The following is a 17,517-nucleotide window of genomic DNA, read 5'->3' on the forward strand; positions in this document are numbered from 1 at the left end:
GTGTTACCATGAAAGTCGAATCTGTTACAAAAGAAGAAACTAAAAAGCCTGAAAGAAAGATTAAACTAGCTATCGCAAAGCCTGAAGACTATTCAAATAAGAATGTAATTTTAGAAAAGGAAGAAGAATTAATTTGTCCTGTCTGCGGTAGTAAAAATATTATTAAAGACTATGAAAGGGCTGAAATTGTTTGTGAAATGTGTGGGTGTGTTTTACAACAAAATTTATTCGATGTAGGTCCTGAATGGAGAGCTTTCGACCACGAACAGCGTGTGAAAAGAAGCAGAGTAGGGGCCCCAATGACATATACAATCCACGATAAAGGTTTATCAACCGTTATCGACTGGAGAAATAAAGATAGCTACGGAAAAGATATTTCTGCAGATAAAAGAGCTCAATTGTACAGATTAAGAAAATGGCAGAGAAGGATTAGGGTTTCTGATGCATCTGAAAGAAATTTAGCATTTGCTCTTTCTGAACTTGATAGAATCGCATCAAAATTGGGCCTTCCAAGAAACGTTAGAGAAAATGCCGCAGTTCTCTACAGGGGCGCTGTAGAAAAAGGGCTGATCAGAGGAAGAAGTATTGAAGGTGTTGCTGCTGCTGCACTTTACGCTGCTTGTAGAAGATGTAAAGTTCCAAGAACTCTAGATGAGATTGCAGAAGTCTCGAGAGTAGATAGAAAAGAAATCGGAAGGACTTATAGATTTATTTCAAGAGAATTAAATATCAGGCTTGCTCCAACAAATCCCGTAGATTACGTTCCCAGATTTGCTTCAGAATTAAAACTTCCAGGTGAAGTAGAATCAAAAGCAATATCAATACTTCAGAAAGCAGGGGAAAAGGGTCTTACCAGCGGTAGGGGTCCTACAGGGGTTGCCGCTGCTGCAATTTATATTGCAAGTGTTTTACAAGGAACTAGAAGAACCCAAAGAGAAGTTGCGGACGTTGCAGGCGTTACTGAAGTTACACTTAGAAACAGATACAAAGAGTTAACAGAACATTTAGATATCGATGTAACATTGTAAGGTGATTATATGGGGCTTTTTGACAGAATTCAGACTAAAGATTCCAAACCCGCCATCGCTAAAAAAACTAATGTTTCTGAAAATGTGTCTAAACCCTCAAATCTATTTGATAAATCTGAAGATATCGAAAAAGAAAAACCAGAGATTAAAGTTGGATTTTCAGTAACTGATAAGGTAAAAAAACAGCCTGTTGAAAATTTTAATAGGGACTCTAAGGGATCCATAATTGATAAATACTTTGTAAAAGTTGATGATATCGATTTTGATGTGATTATCGAAAAAGAAGATGGAATTACGAAATACAAAATCCCGGAAATCACCCTAATGAACACAGCGCTTGCAAAACTTTCAGATTTAGATATTAAAACAATAAAAGCGGAACTTTCAGAATCAACCCTTCAAAAATTAGGTCAGATTCAAGGGTATCTTAAAAACTATTCGGACAAAAATAACTTACACTTAAGAGATATTGAAATACTCCACTTATCGCATTATTTTTATTTAATAATTGGAAAATTAGGACTTTTAGAAATTCCATTGAATGACGGTAACTTGGAAGAAGTAATGGTAAATGGGATTGAATTACCTGTATTTGTATTCCACAGAAAATATCAGATGTGTGAAACGAATATTCGACTTGATAGGCATGAAGCGACAAGGGTTGTTGAAAGTATTGCATATCTTGCAGGAAGAAGTATTGATTCGAGAACTCCAATGCTAGATGCATTTTTACCTGATGGAAGCAGGGTTAATGCCACCATGGGTGATGTTACTTTAAGAGGAAATACCATTACAATCCGTAAATTCAGTGAAGACCCGTTAACCATTGTTGATTTGATTAATTATGGAACTTTCGATCTAGAACTTGCCGCATTTCTTTGGCAGGCTGTCGAAGGATACTTTGGTGCAAAACCTGCAAACACCCTTATTGTTGGGGGAACGGGTTCGGGTAAAACAACGACTTTAAACGTAGTTTCTATGTTTTCAATGTATACTGACAGGATTGTAACTATCGAAGATACTCCAGAGTTGCAGGTTCCACTAACACACCTGATAAAAATGATTACAAGACCGGGAAGGCCAGGAGTTCAGGGTTATGAAATCACGATGGATGATTTAATTAAGAACTCTTTAAGGATGAGACCAGATAGGATCTTTGTAGGGGAAGTTAGGGGTAGTGAAGCCCATTCATTACTTGTTGCAATGAACACAGGACACGATGGATGTTCTGGAACTCTGCACGCAAACAGCGCTGATGAAGCAATTATAAGGTTAGTAAACCCTCCAATGAACGTTCCAAAAGTTATGATGTCGTCTATTGATTTTATCATAAACCAGCAGCGTATCAAACGTAATAAAAAAACTGTTAGAAGGATCCTCGGTGTTGTCGAAATCGGTGGAAGCGGGGAAAATATTACAAAAACCGAACTTTTCAAATACGATGGTATAAGCGACAGTGTTGTAAAAACGGGAATCTGTATGTGGGAAGAAGATGCTTGCCAGATTGCAGGTATTACTCGAGACGAATTAATGGACGATAGAATCAATAGAAAGAAAGTACTAAAATATATGGTGAACAATAATATTAGTGATATTAGAAAAGTTGGCGACATAATTAAACAATATCAGGAAAATCCAGAAAATGTTTTAAAACATATACTGGAATGATTGTGGTTTAGATGAAAGTAAAAACTGAAAAAAAACAGGGTCTTTTTGATAAACTCGCCAGTATGTTAAAAGGAGTTAAATCTCCGAGGAAAAAAAAGGTAACAAGGGTCGGAAGGTCCGAATATTTAAAAAAAATTTTTGAAAGAAAAACAGAGATCACACCAGAAGATGAAATTTTAGAGTTTTATGAGCCATATATTGATGAAACTCCCGAAGTAAGTATTGATTTAGACGATTTACTTTTTGAAGAAGGTAAATTTGGTGCAATTGGAGGATATTCCAGATCATTTTCATACTGGGTTACAAATACCTCATTTTTACCATCTAAGAGAGATTACCAGTATGCAGGTATTGCTGACGAGCGAGTTTATTTCTTAAAGATGATGATTGCAGCAATTAGTACGGTTGTTTTGTTCATAATTTACGGAGTATTAACAGGCAATATCTTTTCAGGAGTATCGAATGGAATACTTTTAGCAGTCATTGTTGTTGTTGGTAGCATATTTTATCCAAAATTAAAACTAACTTTATTTAGGGGCGAAATTAAAATCCAAGTGTTGATGAGTATCCTGCACCTTATTTCGATGTTAAATTCTGGTGCTTCGGTTCAGGAAGCCATAAAAAACATTGCAAACAACCAGAATATGGGATTACCTCTTTTGAATTTAGAAGTATTATAAAAGATATTAATCAGGGCGGTTATAACTTCGTAGAAGCGCTTGAAAGAGCCAAGATTAGAACAAAAATATTTTTGATGAGACAGCTTTATGATCAGTTGATTCTTGCGGCAAATAAAGGTGGAACGCAGCTTTTACTTGAAAATTTATATAACGAGATAGTTAGGGAATCTTTATCAAAAATAGACAGTTCAAAATTCCAGATATCAAATTTAGGAAACCTTATATTCGGTATTGGTTTAATCATTCCATTTTCAGGCATGATACAATCAGCATTGGGTGCTCAGCAGGGTTTTGATGGCATTATAAATGCCATTGATCTTGTAATGGGAAAAATAGGTCTAATGTCAACAATTATATTTACCATCTTTATTAAAATGAAGATTGAGTGAAATTATGGATGTCAAAAAATACCTGGATCATATATATCATGTTTTAATTATACGAAATATTAGGATATTAAAAAAAACAGGTAAAAAACTCGATGAACGGGTATTTATTGGTATTTTATTAGTTATAACAATTTTACCAATATTTTTGAAAATATTCTTAGGGTTTACCTTAAAAACCACTTTAATTTTAACTTTCGTATATTTAGGATCCGTTCTTTCACTACCTACGATAATGTATGAATCAAAAATGGATAAATTTGATCAAAATATACCAAAAGCCCTTTATGTTATGGTTTTATCGCTTGATTCTGGACGTTCCGTTGTTGAAGCAATTAATGAAGTTATAAGAAGTGGGATTCCTGAAGTGGATGTTGTATTTTCAAAAGTTGTTGTGTTAATGACTGAAAGAAAATTGAGTTTTGAAGATGCGATGATACTCGTTTCAAATTCACTCGATTCAAAGATATTCAGGCAGGTTGGACGATTGATTATTGAAAATAGAAAATACGGTGGGGAACTTGCTGACACATTGAAAAAACTTGCTAAAACTCTTGAAGACCTTCAAAACCTAAAGTCACAACTTTTGAGTGTTACTGCAAACGGTCTTGCTGTTGGTCTTATAATCCTTTGTGGTGTAATTCCTGCAACTGCTGGTTTGATAGGTGGTTATTTAACAGTTATATCTCAACTAGCACCATCTATGCCTTCAGTTGAAGCTTCGCAGATATCTAAAGCGATTGAAACGATTCAGATCGGTTCAGGATTATTCGGGTTATTCTTTGCAGTTCCATTATTTGGTTTAAAACTCAACAGGATGATAATTACATGTTCTGTCTGTATGACGTTTGCAATTGCCACGTTTTATGCAGTTTTAAGACTTACCGGAATGTTATTTGCATAAATTATTCAATTAATTTATTTATTTCCAAATATAATGAATAAACTTTATTTACAACTTCCAAATTAGTTCTTTGTTTAAATTTATCAATTACAAAATCGATATTAACCCTTAATTCACCTGAAATTAAATTATCCGCATTTGCTATAACTTTTTCTTCCAGTGTTTCTGGAACATAATCCTTTTCAGGTAGATTCAATTCTTTTGCTTCTGTTTTAGAAATTCCTGCTCCAATGTGTCTTTCAGCAATTTTAGCGTATTTTTCTTCAAAATTATTTTTTAATAATATTTCAGAACCAATTATTCCATGATCAATACTATGAGTTTTACTCCGTCCAATATCGTGTAAAATAGCACCTAAAACGGCTGTTTGGAGGTCAAAATCATATCCCTTATTTATTAACTTAATTCCAAAATCGTAAACATAATCAGCTACTGCAATACTGTGTAAAACTACATTTTTTTCACAGTTTTCTGATAAAAAAGTTAAATATTCTTTAAAAAGAGGTATTTTTTGTAAATTTTTGAAATTTGAAAACTTTTCATATAAGTTGGTGTCGTCTACTAAGTCTTTTAAAATAGTTTTCATGAACGCACCTTAATATGCAGAAAAAAGAGGATTCTTATTGAATTCATCCTCTAAATAATTAATCTGTTCTTTTAATATTGAAATGTCTTTTTTATTATCGTATTCATACATCATTCCGCCACATTGTGGACATCTAAATCCACTATCCATTGCATCCTCAAATGTAAATTTAATCTCACAATCCGAACAGAAGAAAAACATGTTTGTTTCTTCAAGTTCAAGCTGTTCTTTTAAATCTTTAAGTACGTTTTTCATCTTTTTAGCAACCAGTGCAGGCACTTTTTCAAGAGATGGTTTCCAGGTGTAAGTATACCAGTTTGTTTCTTCGTCTTTTTCCCGGTTATAATCTACAAGCCTTGCTTCATATAATTTGTAGAGTATCCTTCTGATGTTGTTTAATTTTACATCCAACTGTCTTGAAATCTCGTCATCAGTTACTTCGTTGGTATTGATAAGTACAGACAATACATCAAAACCAACAACATCTTCGTCCATTATTTCAAAGAGTACCTGTTGTATAAGTGGATTTTCAAGCATTGTAAATATTTCATCTTTTGATAAATTCATGTTTCATACACCTCTTAAAATACCGCGCTCCATTTCTCTTACATCAGCCATGTTTCTTCCGATTATTGTAGCTACAGGTTCTCCCTCTTCAATATAAGCTCCTTTTTCAGGGATATCTTTTATTAAGGGATTTTTGTCGATGAAATATGATGAACCTTTGTTTGAAAAGACTATCTTTTTAAAAAAATAATCTTTTGGTTTTACAGCTTTATTTTCGAGAATTGCTTTTGAAAGATTGTATTTTGAAGATAATTCTATTGTTTCATAAGTTCCTAAAATTCTAGGATTTACTTCAATAATATATGGAATTCCGTTCTTTAGCATGAAATCAATTCCATTCATACCTAAAAGATCCAGTGACTCCATTATTTCTTTAAAATCCTGAATTGTTTCGTTTTTCATATCTAAAACATACGGGGATATGTTTCCTACATAGATATTGTTATTTATCAATTGCTTGTTAAAACATAAAAAATTCGAACCGATAAATGAAGCACTGTAAGATTCAGATTCAATATATTCTTGAACCAGTACAGGATATTTTATATCCAAATTATCCGTATTTTGAAAATCTATATTAGTTACGCCAATTCCGCCGCTACCTGAAATAGGTTTTACAACTACAGACTTTAACTCCGATAAGCATTTTTCAAACTGGTATTTATTATTTACCTTGTATGTAGTCGGTAAATTAAAGCCTAAATTTTCCAATCTCTTTACGGTTTTATATTTGTCACTTATATTTTTAATCCTTTTGGGTGAATTTCCTACAACGTCCCAATTTGGTGTTTTTGAGTTTTTACTCTCAAAAATTCCAGAACATATGAAAATATAATCTACTAAATCCACATATTCCTTTGAAAGATTCAATAATTCTTTTTCAGAATATTTATCAACAAAATGTCCGTGAAATTTATCAGTTACCAGATATTTCTTATGATCTGCATTTAGATCTACAGGATTATAGTGGGAAACCGAATAAACTTCAAAATTGAGTTTTTTTAAAGAATTTACAACAGGGCGGGTATTTACCCCAACAACGAGAGCTTTCATAAAACCACTAAAAAATAAATCGAAATTAATTTGTTAAAGTTTTAAGTTCGTCTCTTAATTCCCTTATTGTAGAATTTCTCTCAGCAAAAGCGTCATGTCTGTGAATACTTTCTTTATTTACCTGCCTTACAAGAACTTGCGTGTCTTCAGGTAGATAATCAAAGACATCAACTACTCTTTTTATCATTTCTCTTGCACAGTCTTCAACGAATTTTGGATTTTTATGGGCCATTTCTACAACGTAAGCTTCGTCACTTCTTTTCAAAAGCTCGTAAACTTCCCCACTCATTGAATCCTTGATTATCTTGATTATTTTTGAAATTCCAACCGTATATCCACTTGGAACCTCTATCATAACAGTTCCAATTCCCCTTTGATTGTGTGTTGCAATAGTAACTGAATCAAGGATTTTTTCAATATCTTCACTTGAAAATCCTTTTTCTTTTAAGCTAGTTACTGCATTTTCTTTTAGCATGTTTTGTGCACAAGGACAGGCTGTAATTCCAACTACCTCTGCACCAACCATTTTTTTTACATGTATTTTTCCACAGTCGTCTTTTACACCATATGCTCTTGCCATGATCTTTGCAATCTCTTGAGAATCTTTCTGAGTTACAGGGGATGTTTCTTCCATCATGTAATCGCTGTAAAGCATTACTTCTGCTCTTGTTGCGTATTCGTGTTTTTCAAATAGTTTCATAACTATTTCAACAGATAAATCTTCAACACCATAGATTTCCTTTTCCAAAAGTATGTTTTCAACCACTTCCTCAATTACCTCAGGGCTTCTTGACATGTGAATCCCTTTTTGTGAACTTGGAAGATCCACAAAAACTTCAAAAGTTGGGAGAAGAACTATATCTCTTTTATTGGTTCTTTTTAATTTTACGAGTTTTTTTAGGTTTGTTACCCCAACCCTCGTTAATGAAACCTTAATATCAGGTTCTGTTGCCTGAACGTCATTGCATTGCATCAAAAAACACCTGAACTAATTTACGAAATATCTTCTTTTGTTATCAAAACATCCTTTAATTCCTTTGATAAAGTGTAGTACACATTATATCCATCTCTTTCTTTATAAATATACCCCATTTCATAGATATCTGAAAGGTGTGTTCCAATGGTTCCTGTTGAATTGTTCAAAATTCCTGAAAGTTCAGTTACTGTCGAACTTCCACCAAGTTCCGCCATTGCCTTTATTATTTTTGATTGAGCGGGGGTTAGGTGGTTTAAGATCTGGTGTCCAACACTTATTCCAAGATTTTTCATTGCATTTTTTGCAATATCCTCATTTATTTCATTTACTCCATTTTTAAGAGCAAGAGAAACTGCTTCAGAACATGTCATTATGATTCTTCTTGGAATTCCATCACATTCTTCAATTATCTTTTCAATACTTTGTTCAGAGAAAGGTTCATAACCTTTTGCACCAGTTACTTGAGAATCTTCGAGTCTTCTTTTTATAAGATCATAAGCTTCTTCTTTTGTAAGTGGGGGCATATTTATGATTTTTGGAATTCTATCTCTTATTGCAGGTGATATCTTTGTCAGATCTTCAACCATTGTTGGAGGGCCTGCTAAAAACGTTAAAATATCATCCTCATATAAAAATGAGTGGAAAAACTGTAAAAGTCCAAGACAGCTTCTTTTTGCAAATTGATCTGCTTCATCTATTAGTATAACACAGAGTTTGTTTTCTTCTTTTACCTCATTTAAAAGGTATTTTAAATCTCTTTCAATTTTTTCACGGGGGTAATGAACCGGAGTCTTGTCGCTGTAGTTACTTAGTCTTTTATAAATCTCAATGATTTTTTGAGAGTGTTTCATATAATCTGAAGAAAGGGTTCCGTCTACTGAGAATAGATTATCTTTAATAATTCCATACATTAGTTGTATTAAAAACTGTCTTGCAGTGATTTGTGAAGCTTCTAATTCAACCACCCAGTGGTTGTGCCTTTTTGAAGCATAATATAATATATTCAATATCGAACTTTTTCCAATGCCTTTAGTACCAACTATTGCAGCATTTGCAACACTACCATATTGTGCTGCACCTAAAATGTCCGCAATTTCAGAAAGTTCAGATGTTCTTCCGACAAAAAATTTGGTATTACCACGAATTGGTTTTTCTGAAAAGGGGTTCGTTTTTAATTTTAGGCGATTCATTGATTTTTTCGATATTGATGACGCATTGTGAATAAATTCGATTGGGTCTAACATAAGCCATATCCCTCCAATATGAAAATAGTCCGAAAAGTTTCCTAAATTATATAATATATTATCTTTTTTATATGTTTCGAAAAACCGAAAGTTTAAAGTTTTGAAAATAAATAAATTGTGAATATAAAATTAAAATCGGTAAAAATTGTGAATATAATATTTTTTTAATAAAATATTAGAAATAAATCTTTGTTTTTAATTAAAAATTATTTTAATAATATTAACTTATTATATAAATATATCACAATAATCATAAATTAAATTTTAATTACAAAAAATATGGTATTTTTGTAAATATTAATTGTGAATATAAAATTAAAATCAGTAAAAATTGTGAATATAATAAATAATATATATTAAAACAGTTTTTTATTATTTAAATAATATATTAAATGAAAAGTATGATATTCCAGCAAAAATAGGTTTAAAATATTGTTTAAATAATAAAATATTGTAATAAGATTAATTTTTTAATTAATACCACATATGAATTAAAATAACAAAATAAAATACTGTGAATATAAAATTAAAATTTTATTTTTACAGTTTTTAACTTTTAAAAAAACAAAATAAAAACAAAAAAACTGATTATTTAAAATTAGGGGTAATATGGAAAGTATTTTAAAAAAAGTAGTAAAAACTGAAGAAAGAAAAAATATACTAACTAAACTTTTAAAAGGACCGTGTTGTTGTGAAGATCTTTCAAAAGAATTAAATATATCAAAAGGACTCCCCCCTAGATTTTTAAAATTGTGTGCTTCATTAAATATTGTTAAAAGAGAAAGAATCAGCCACAAAGTGTATTATTCAATAAATCCTGAAAATTATCTAAAAATATATAACGCAATATCTCTTGAAAACAAAAAAACTGAAGAAAAAAAGAATTTTAAACATAATATAAAGAAAGATGAATTTCAAACTACACTTTCTGTTGGGGATTCAAAAAATTATGAAATTAATAAAATAGATAATGGATTTGGCGGAACTACTTTTATTTTAAATAATAACGATACGTCATATGAGATCTTTAAAACAAATGATAATAATTACTGGTGTGTATCCTGCCAAAGTGTTGATTGTGAACATATTTTGTATTTAAAAAAAGCTTCTTCTAAAAAACGTATTTAATTATTTTTAATAAACATTTGGTAATTTTTTAAGATTTAATGAATTATTTTATTATGTTGTTTATATGTATATTTTTCTAGTTTTCGGATATTATGTATATAACAAGCTTTTGTTTTGAATTCAACTTTTGAAAATTTTAGTCTTTTTGGATATTTAACTCAATTTTATGGATTTTTATAAGTATATAACAATGTATAATGTATATTTGATAAAATAATAAGTAAATACTTTTATTTTAACTGTTTTTTAATATATTTAACTTTATTTTATAATATAAACAATAAATTATATTTTATTTTATTATTATATTATTATATCTTATTATTATACATATATAGGTTAAAAAAGTAAAATAAATAAAACAAAACTAAATTTTTAAAATTAAAAATCCACTACAAACTGGATTATATATACATCATACTCGAAACACCGAAAAACAAATACCAAATATAATTATATTTTTAAAAACCAAGATCTTAAAAAAATGTCAAAAACTAATCTGGATATAAAAAAAGTAAAATCAATTAATCTACTTAAAAACATCAAACTAAACAATTTTAAAACAACATCTAGATTAAAAAATAATCAAAACTATCCAAAAATCAAAAATCCATTAAACATTTCCGTACGGTTTTTCAAGTTTGAATTATTAATTTCGAAAAATATATTTTTAAAATCAAAATCAGATTTAATTATATTATTAACTATTTCTTTATTAATATTTAATTTAAACAAGATATTTTTGTTTAATTTTCTTTTTTTGACAATATTCAATTCAGCAAGTTCATTTAAATAATTATAAACGGTTGACTGACTATATTCTAAAATACTTGAAATTTCTTTGATATTGAATTTTTTCAAAAGAACTATTTTTTGAACAATGTTTTTGTATTTATTTGGAACTATTTCTGGAAGTATTCTTTTCCAGCTTAATTTCAAATCCCTTAAATTTTTAAGATCTCTTTTTGAATTAGCAAGTATCAAATCTATTACTTTTAAATTACCTGAACTCAATTTTAAAAGTTCTTTTGAGACTTTTTCAGAGATTAAATACCCTTTCTTTTTTGTATAATAAATTACTGCAGCAATACTGTTTGTTTTATGATCTTCAAAATTATCCTTTAAAAACGAATAAGCTTCAAAAGGACATCTCAAAACAAGACTAATTCCTTCATTTTTCAAAAATTGTATAAATCTCTGAAAAGTTTTCAAATGATTCCATTTAGAAACATCATGAAGATCAAAAACTAAAACAGGGTTTAAAACCTTTAAAATAGTTATTAATTTACCCATTACTTTTTTAAAGTTCCAGTTATTCACATCTTCAAATAAATCTCCAATTACTCGATACCATGCTTTTTTTGCCCTATAATAATTATTAACTGATTTATCAAAGTAAATATCATTTAAATATTTGAAAATATTATCCATTCCTTCACTTTCACAGTTCTTTTTAAAAAAAGTCATTTTATCTTTTAAAACATGCAGGATGTTTAAAACAGTTCTTTTTAAAGAAGGGCTTCCTAAAACTCTTAAAACTGGAATATTATGGATTATTTTACAATTTCCAACAACATTACTACTTAAAACAGAGCTCCGGCTAACCGGTTGAATCCATATATCATTTGTTGCATAGATTTCGGGTTTATTATAAATAATTTCCATAATTTTCACGATTATTTTAAATTATCCTGAATTTTCCAGTTTTAGGTTCATCAATGTCCCCATTTTTAATCAATTTTTTAATTGACGTTTGAATCTGTTCTTCTTCAATTCCTTTTGTTTTTCCAGCTTCAATAATATCATCAATTATTACAAGGTCGTTATCATTTTTCTCAGCAAGTGCTTTAATTAAATCATATACCCTCATCATTTTATTTCTATCTTTTCTTCCAACACCTGAAATCTTATCAACATCAAACTGTCCGGTTTCAGGATCGTATGCAATTTCTTTCAAAGATTCGGTAATTATTGAAATAGCTTCTGAAGCATCCTCTTCATCTACAATATCTTTCAATTTTGCTTTTGAATGAGCTTCTGCAATCCTAATTGCAGCTTCAAGCTGTCTTGCAGTAATCTGTGCTGCACCTTTCCTCATATTCAAGTAAAATTCAGTGAGTAAATTTTCAGCATCTTCTGATATTACCGGTGCTTTGGTTTTTGCATATTCTATATATTTTATTACAAAATCTCTATCGATTAAAACATCATCAACGATAATATGGTCGAGTTTCATATTTTCAGAAACTTCTTTACTTAAATACGACCTGTGGACATTGATAATATGCTGTGCAATATTTTTATCCTTTAATCGGTCTGCTTCATCTTTTATTGGAAATATTAAATCAAACCTGCTAAGCATCGGTGCAGGGATATTAATCTGTTCTGGAATCGAAACGTTTGGATCGAATCTACCCCATCTCGGGTTACATGCTGCAATAATTGCACATTCTGAGGGTAATTTCGCGTTAATTCCACCTTTATTAATATGTATTGTCTGAGATTCCATAGCTTCTAAAACAAAAGTCTGAAGGTCCCGATTAACCGTAAGCTCATCAATACAAGCAGTCCCTTTATTTGCTTTAACTAAAAGACCGGGTTTTATAACCCATGTATCATCGCCAATTTCAGTTTTTTCACGAATAACTGCCGCAGTTAAACCAACACCTGACGCAGTAGTAACTGAACCATAAATATTTCCAGGTATTTCCGCAATTTTTCTAAGCATAACTGATTTTCCAATACCTGGATCCGTAATTAAAAGCAAGTGGCTGTCAGCCCTTTTATTTCCTTTTTTAACACCTTTAATTTGCTGTAAGAATATCGCTTTTTTAACAATATCATAACCTTTAATTTCTGGAATCATCCTTTCAGATAAAATATCAACTACATTTGGATTTTTACCAACTTTTTCGATATTTTTGATATCTTCTTCTGTTAAATTCGCTTCAATTTTATCTTCTACAATTTCACAATGAATTCCTTTAATATATATATCATAAATTGGAATTTTCTTGTTTTTTTGGTTTTTTATCGGAATTCCTGTAACTCTTACACGCCCACAGTAGATTCCGGGACTGTGTTCTAAAAATACAGAAATATATTTTGGAGGTTCTTCTGGATCGTCCATCGAGTCAAGTGGCTGTTGAACTTTAATTTCTTGAAAATCGATATATGTTGATTCATCTTCAATTAAAGCCATATTTTGGGCACATTTTGGGCAAATTGGTTCAAAAGACATTTCAAATGGATTTTCAATATCTTGAATTTTCTTTTCACCACAACTCGTGCAGATATAAGCTGCTTTTTTAAGTGCAGATTTTATTTTCGTTGCAATAACAACAATTCCTTCAAATTCTATCAATTTTCCAATGGTGCTGCTTTTAACATCTTCTATTGTATAAATTTGCTTTTTTTCCGATAAATTAAATTTTTCAGGTATATTTTTAACTGTTATTACAATGTCTGGTTTCTCTGTTTTTATCGCATAGTATGCATCACTATAACACTCTTCGAGGAGTTCGATTCCCTCATTTGGGAATTCTTCTAAAAACTCAACGAAGTCAATAACACCGTGTTTATAGATATTATCTAAATCTATAGCTATTTTCCTTTTTTCAGAGATAATATCTTGAAAATTCAACGTTTTTAGACATTCTGTAAGTTTTGGTCGAATATTTTGAAGTCGTTTATCATCCATATTTTTCCACAAATAATGCTGGTACCTCTCACTTATGTTTTCATTACTATATAAATTTTAAAAATTAATTTCGAAAGTTAAAATTTACTGATTTAAAATTAAATAATACTTTAAAAACGCCCCAAAAGTTTAAAAAACAGTTTTTAACTATTTTTAATAAAATGTAAGAAATATATAATCGAAAATCCAATATTATAATGTGGGAGGCGATATAATGGATTTTGAAAGGGCACTAAAGTTCCCGATGGACGATCCGGATTGGATCAAAAAAGTTGTTATCGGTGCAGTATTATCTATAATTCCGATAGTCAGTTTTATTTCAATTGGTTATGTTATGGAACTTCTTAAAAACATAATTGATTCAAAAGAAGAACTTCCAGAATGGTCTGGATTTGGCGGTAAATTTGTAAAAGGGCTAGTTGCAGCCATTATTAGTTTCATATATATGTTAATACCTATGATTATAATGGCCATATTTGGTTTCTCATCAGCAATGACAATGGCTAGTGGAAGCGATGCAGCAATTGCAGGTGGTATTGTTGGTTTTGGTATTACAATGCTCATAGTATTGTTGATAATGCTTGTAATTGGATTTATTATTCCAATGGCTTATGCAAATTATGTTGCATATGGTGAATTTGGAGCAGCATTTAGGTTTTCCGAAATATTTGAAAAAATAAAGGCAAATTTTTCAGACTATATTGTATTATACTTGATAGTAATTGTTACAAGTGTAATCGTTGGATTTATAGCATCTATAATTCCTATTTTGGGATTTATAATTGCATTATTCTTGAGTTTTTACCTTTATTTGGCATACGCATATATTTTAGGTAATATCTACATCGAATAATTCAAATAAATAACATATTTTCTTTTTTTAAAATTTTAAAAATAGTTTTAATTTAGATTTTCTAGTTTTTCAGACCAGATTTTTAAATATTCTTCAAAATTTTTAGAATCTTCATTAATTTTTTTAGGCTTAATTTTTGGAATATCTATATCAAAATCAAGTTTCATCGTGGCGTTACAAAACTCCTCGTAATCGATTTCAACTTCTGGAATAAGCCCTCTTTTATTATCCACATTTACATTTAATTTATTCACGCTAATCAAATTAATGTTTAAATCATCTGCAATTTTTTTGACCCTTTCAAATACTTCTGCATTATAAACCCGGTTTAATATAATTCCGGCAACATTAACACCCATTTCTTTTAACAATGAGTAATAAGCCATGCATTCAACAAAAGAGCCTTCAATTCCTGTTTTACTACATGATGATATAATATATACTGGAAATCCTAAAATTTTCGAAACTTCAGATCCACTGTAATTTTTCTTATTCAATGCCCCAGTAAATGCACCCATGACACCTTCTATAATGTAGTTATTATAATCAGAATTTTTAACAAATTCTAAAAATTCGGACGGTTCAGACCAACCTCGATCTGAGATTTTAATACTGCTGAATTCATTCATAGGTTCTCTTAAAAGATAAAGTGAAGGAACGATATCTCTTACATCAGGACCTATTTTCGAAACAAAAGTTTTTCCTATTAATTTTGAGCAGATACTCGTTGAAAGAAAAGTTTTTCCACTTTCAGAACCTGTAGCAAGTAAAATTATTCCTTTTTTATTTTCCGATTCAATTTTTTTGAAGTTTTCAGATATTTTGGATCTGTTTTTTAATTTTTCCTTTAAAATAAGGTTTTTCTTAAAGATTTCTTCCTTTTCATCATCTTTAATTTTCATATTTTTTAAAAAATTTTCAACAACAAAATCATTATCGAGTAAATTATGAACCATCGTTCCATAAACTTTATTTTTAAAAACACCGGATAAAATATTCTGTTTTCCAACCATTTTGTAATTTAATTTTTCAATTTCTGAAATTGTCCATTTTTCAGTTGAATTATTGGTAATTTCAATATTTCCGTAAGTATGGCAGTGAAAACCATGTCCTAATTGATTTTTTTCCCCGAATAAACTATTATTTTCAAAATTAAATTTTACCAGATCTGTGCAAATTAGTGGTGAAAATTCAACATTTAAAAGACCAAGTCCTTCTTTTATTATGGGAACATGGCTTTTTCTTCCAATATCTATCTTTTCAGAGAGAATTTGGAATCCACTACATATTCCAACAACATAATTATCAAAATCTAAAATTTCTTTTTTAAATTCATCAGTAAAAGATCCACTTTCAACAATACTTCCCCCAGGTATTATCAGCATTTCAAGGTCTTTTATCTCTGAAATATTGTTTTCATCGATAATTTTCGTTGGGAGGTTTCCGAAATTTTCAAAACAAGGCAGTGTTCCTTTAATATCAATTAATCCAATTTCCATGGTTTTCCCCTTTAGAATGAATTATATATTTTATAAAATATATATGGGATTATAATTAGTTTGGGTATTTTATGGAAGCTATAGAAAAAATCAAAATCGGAATTTTTGTATTGTTTGTTATTGTAATTTCATTTTCTTTAATATTCATGCAGATTGAAGGATGGACTCTTTTACAAGCAATTTATTTTTCAGTAGCTACGATTTCAACTGTTGGTTATGGGGACTTTTATCCAACTTCTGAGTTAGGACAGTTTTTAACAATTTTATTTATTATTTTTGGAGTAAGTACTGGATTATATACATTAGGGGCTTTTGCAGAGTCATTTATCGGTGGTTATTTTAAAAGATACAACAGGATGGTTAAAATGAAAAAAAGAATAGACATGCTCGAAAACCATTATATTGTCTGTGGCTATGGTAGGATTGGAAGGGTTGTAGTTGATAGATTGAAAGACAGCGGTCTTGATTACGTTGCAATTGATAGCAATTCAGAAATTTTAAAGGCGGAATTTGAAAAAAACCCTGAATTTAATTATATTGTTGGGGATGCTACACACGACGAATATTTAATAGAAGCACAGATAGACCGTGCAAAAGCGCTTATTTCAACAGTTTCAACAGATTCTGACAATGTATATATCACACTATCTTCAAAAAGGCTTAATACGAATTTATATGTTGTTTCAAAAGCAGACGAGCAAGTTGCAATGGATAAATTGTTAATTGCGGGTGCTGACAAGGTTGTTTCACCATATATGATTGGAGGACTCAGAGTTGCAGAACTTGCAATGAAACCAGGAATTTTAGACTTCGTTTCAACGTTCATGTCTATTGCAAAGTATGAATATGACGAAGATTTGGAGATTAGAAAGATAATAATTCGTAAAAATTCAAAAATCATTGGAAAAACGTTAACCGAATCTCAAATCCGATATAATAGTGGTGCAACAATAATCGGCATTAAAAAAGAAAATGATTTGCTTGTAAACCCTGGTCCAGAAGTTATTTTAGAATATAATGATCACATATATGCTTTTGGAACCAGCGAACAGTTGGATGCTCTCGAAAGCATGGTTTAATATCTTTCAAATTAATTTTTTATATATACTATCGTTTCAAACCTAAAAACATTACATTATCCAAACCATTGGCATATTATGCAATTGAAGTGAACACCTGACTGAAACACTCAGGTGCGATGTAAGCCTACAATCTAGGTGAAACCTAGATAGCAACCAAATGTCA

The 17,517-nt window shown here is 30.2% G+C and carries 14 protein-coding genes and 1 pseudogene; 7 read left to right on the forward strand and 8 right to left on the reverse strand.

The window, feature by feature from the left end; genetic code table 11:
- The first annotated feature begins 8 nt into the window (after window positions 1–8).
- The 4 genes and pseudogenes from HNP90_RS07505 to HNP90_RS07520 all read left to right on the forward strand — a co-directional run bounded on the left by HNP90_RS07505 (window position 9) and on the right by HNP90_RS07520 (window position 4,666).
- The gene (locus HNP90_RS07505; protein WP_181486646.1) at window positions 9–1,028 is read left to right on the forward strand and encodes a transcription initiation factor IIB; all 1,020 of its coding nucleotides are present in this window, start codon (window positions 9–11) and stop codon (window positions 1,026–1,028) included.
- A gap of 9 nt (window positions 1,029–1,037) precedes the next feature.
- Window positions 1,038–2,696: a type II/IV secretion system ATPase subunit gene (locus HNP90_RS07510; RefSeq protein WP_011977416.1), complete on the forward strand. Its 1,659-nt coding sequence runs from the start codon at window positions 1,038–1,040 to the stop codon at window positions 2,694–2,696.
- Between the two features lie 11 nt (window positions 2,697–2,707).
- Window positions 2,708–3,765, forward strand: a pseudogene (locus tag HNP90_RS07515) (type II secretion system F family protein).
- Between the two features lie 4 nt (window positions 3,766–3,769).
- Complete coding sequence (locus HNP90_RS07520) at window positions 3,770–4,666, forward strand: type II secretion system F family protein (RefSeq protein ID WP_011977415.1); 897 nt, start codon at window positions 3,770–3,772, stop codon at window positions 4,664–4,666.
- Between the two features lies 1 nt (window position 4,667).
- On the opposite strand, the gene HNP90_RS07525 is transcribed toward HNP90_RS07520, so the two are convergent.
- From HNP90_RS07525 to HNP90_RS07545, 5 genes are read right to left on the reverse strand one after another with little or no spacing between them, the layout of a single operon-like run.
- Window positions 4,668–5,252: an HDIG domain-containing metalloprotein gene (locus tag HNP90_RS07525; protein ID WP_011977414.1), complete on the reverse strand. Its 585-nt coding sequence runs from the start codon at window positions 5,250–5,252 to the stop codon at window positions 4,668–4,670.
- Window positions 5,253–5,261: 9 nt separating this feature from the next.
- Complete coding sequence (tfe, locus tag HNP90_RS07530) at window positions 5,262–5,819, reverse strand: transcription factor E (RefSeq protein ID WP_011977413.1); 558 nt, start codon at window positions 5,817–5,819, stop codon at window positions 5,262–5,264.
- Between the two features lie 3 nt (window positions 5,820–5,822).
- Window positions 5,823–6,872, reverse strand: coding sequence for an ATP-grasp domain-containing protein (locus tag HNP90_RS07535; protein WP_011977412.1), 1,050 nt, complete (start codon window positions 6,870–6,872; stop codon window positions 5,823–5,825).
- A gap of 25 nt (window positions 6,873–6,897) precedes the next feature.
- Window positions 6,898–7,845 (reverse strand): GTP cyclohydrolase MptA, encoded by a 948-nt coding sequence (gene mptA, locus HNP90_RS07540; RefSeq protein WP_011977411.1) that lies wholly within the window; start codon window positions 7,843–7,845, stop codon window positions 6,898–6,900.
- Window positions 7,846–7,865: 20 nt separating this feature from the next.
- Window positions 7,866–9,092: an AAA family ATPase gene (locus HNP90_RS07545; protein ID WP_011977410.1), complete on the reverse strand. Its 1,227-nt coding sequence runs from the start codon at window positions 9,090–9,092 to the stop codon at window positions 7,866–7,868.
- A gap of 609 nt (window positions 9,093–9,701) precedes the next feature.
- Between HNP90_RS07545 and HNP90_RS07550 the strand changes: the two genes are divergently transcribed.
- Complete coding sequence (locus HNP90_RS07550) at window positions 9,702–10,220, forward strand: helix-turn-helix domain-containing protein (RefSeq protein WP_011977409.1); 519 nt, start codon at window positions 9,702–9,704, stop codon at window positions 10,218–10,220.
- A gap of 591 nt (window positions 10,221–10,811) precedes the next feature.
- Here HNP90_RS07550 and HNP90_RS07555 read toward each other — a convergent pair.
- Together HNP90_RS07555 and HNP90_RS07560 are read right to left on the reverse strand one after the other, a co-directional pair.
- Window positions 10,812–11,885 (reverse strand): helix-turn-helix domain-containing protein, encoded by a 1,074-nt coding sequence (locus HNP90_RS07555; RefSeq protein WP_011977408.1) that lies wholly within the window; start codon window positions 11,883–11,885, stop codon window positions 10,812–10,814.
- Between the two features lie 16 nt (window positions 11,886–11,901).
- On the reverse strand, window positions 11,902–13,920 hold the full coding sequence (locus tag HNP90_RS07560; protein WP_048060429.1) for an ATP-binding protein: 2,019 nt from the start codon (window positions 13,918–13,920) through the stop codon (window positions 11,902–11,904).
- A 214-nt stretch (window positions 13,921–14,134) separates the two neighbouring features.
- On the opposite strand from HNP90_RS07560, the gene HNP90_RS07565 reads away from it, so the two are divergent.
- Complete coding sequence (locus HNP90_RS07565; protein ID WP_011977406.1) at window positions 14,135–14,773, forward strand: DUF4013 domain-containing protein; 639 nt, start codon at window positions 14,135–14,137, stop codon at window positions 14,771–14,773.
- A gap of 47 nt (window positions 14,774–14,820) precedes the next feature.
- On the opposite strand, the gene HNP90_RS07570 is transcribed toward HNP90_RS07565, so the two are convergent.
- The gene (locus tag HNP90_RS07570) at window positions 14,821–16,272 is read right to left on the reverse strand and encodes a cobyrinic acid a,c-diamide synthase (protein ID WP_011977405.1); all 1,452 of its coding nucleotides are present in this window, start codon (window positions 16,270–16,272) and stop codon (window positions 14,821–14,823) included.
- Window positions 16,273–16,343: 71 nt separating this feature from the next.
- Here HNP90_RS07570 and HNP90_RS07575 point away from each other — a divergent pair, with 71 nt between their 5' ends.
- The gene (locus HNP90_RS07575) at window positions 16,344–17,351 is read left to right on the forward strand and encodes a potassium channel family protein (RefSeq protein WP_011977404.1); all 1,008 of its coding nucleotides are present in this window, start codon (window positions 16,344–16,346) and stop codon (window positions 17,349–17,351) included.
- The last annotated feature ends 166 nt before the right edge of the window (window positions 17,352–17,517 follow it).

Source organism: Methanococcus maripaludis (genome assembly GCF_013760955.1).
In the GTDB taxonomy this organism is placed as follows: Archaea; AGJL01; Methanococci; order Methanococcales; family Methanococcaceae; genus Methanococcus; species Methanococcus maripaludis_A.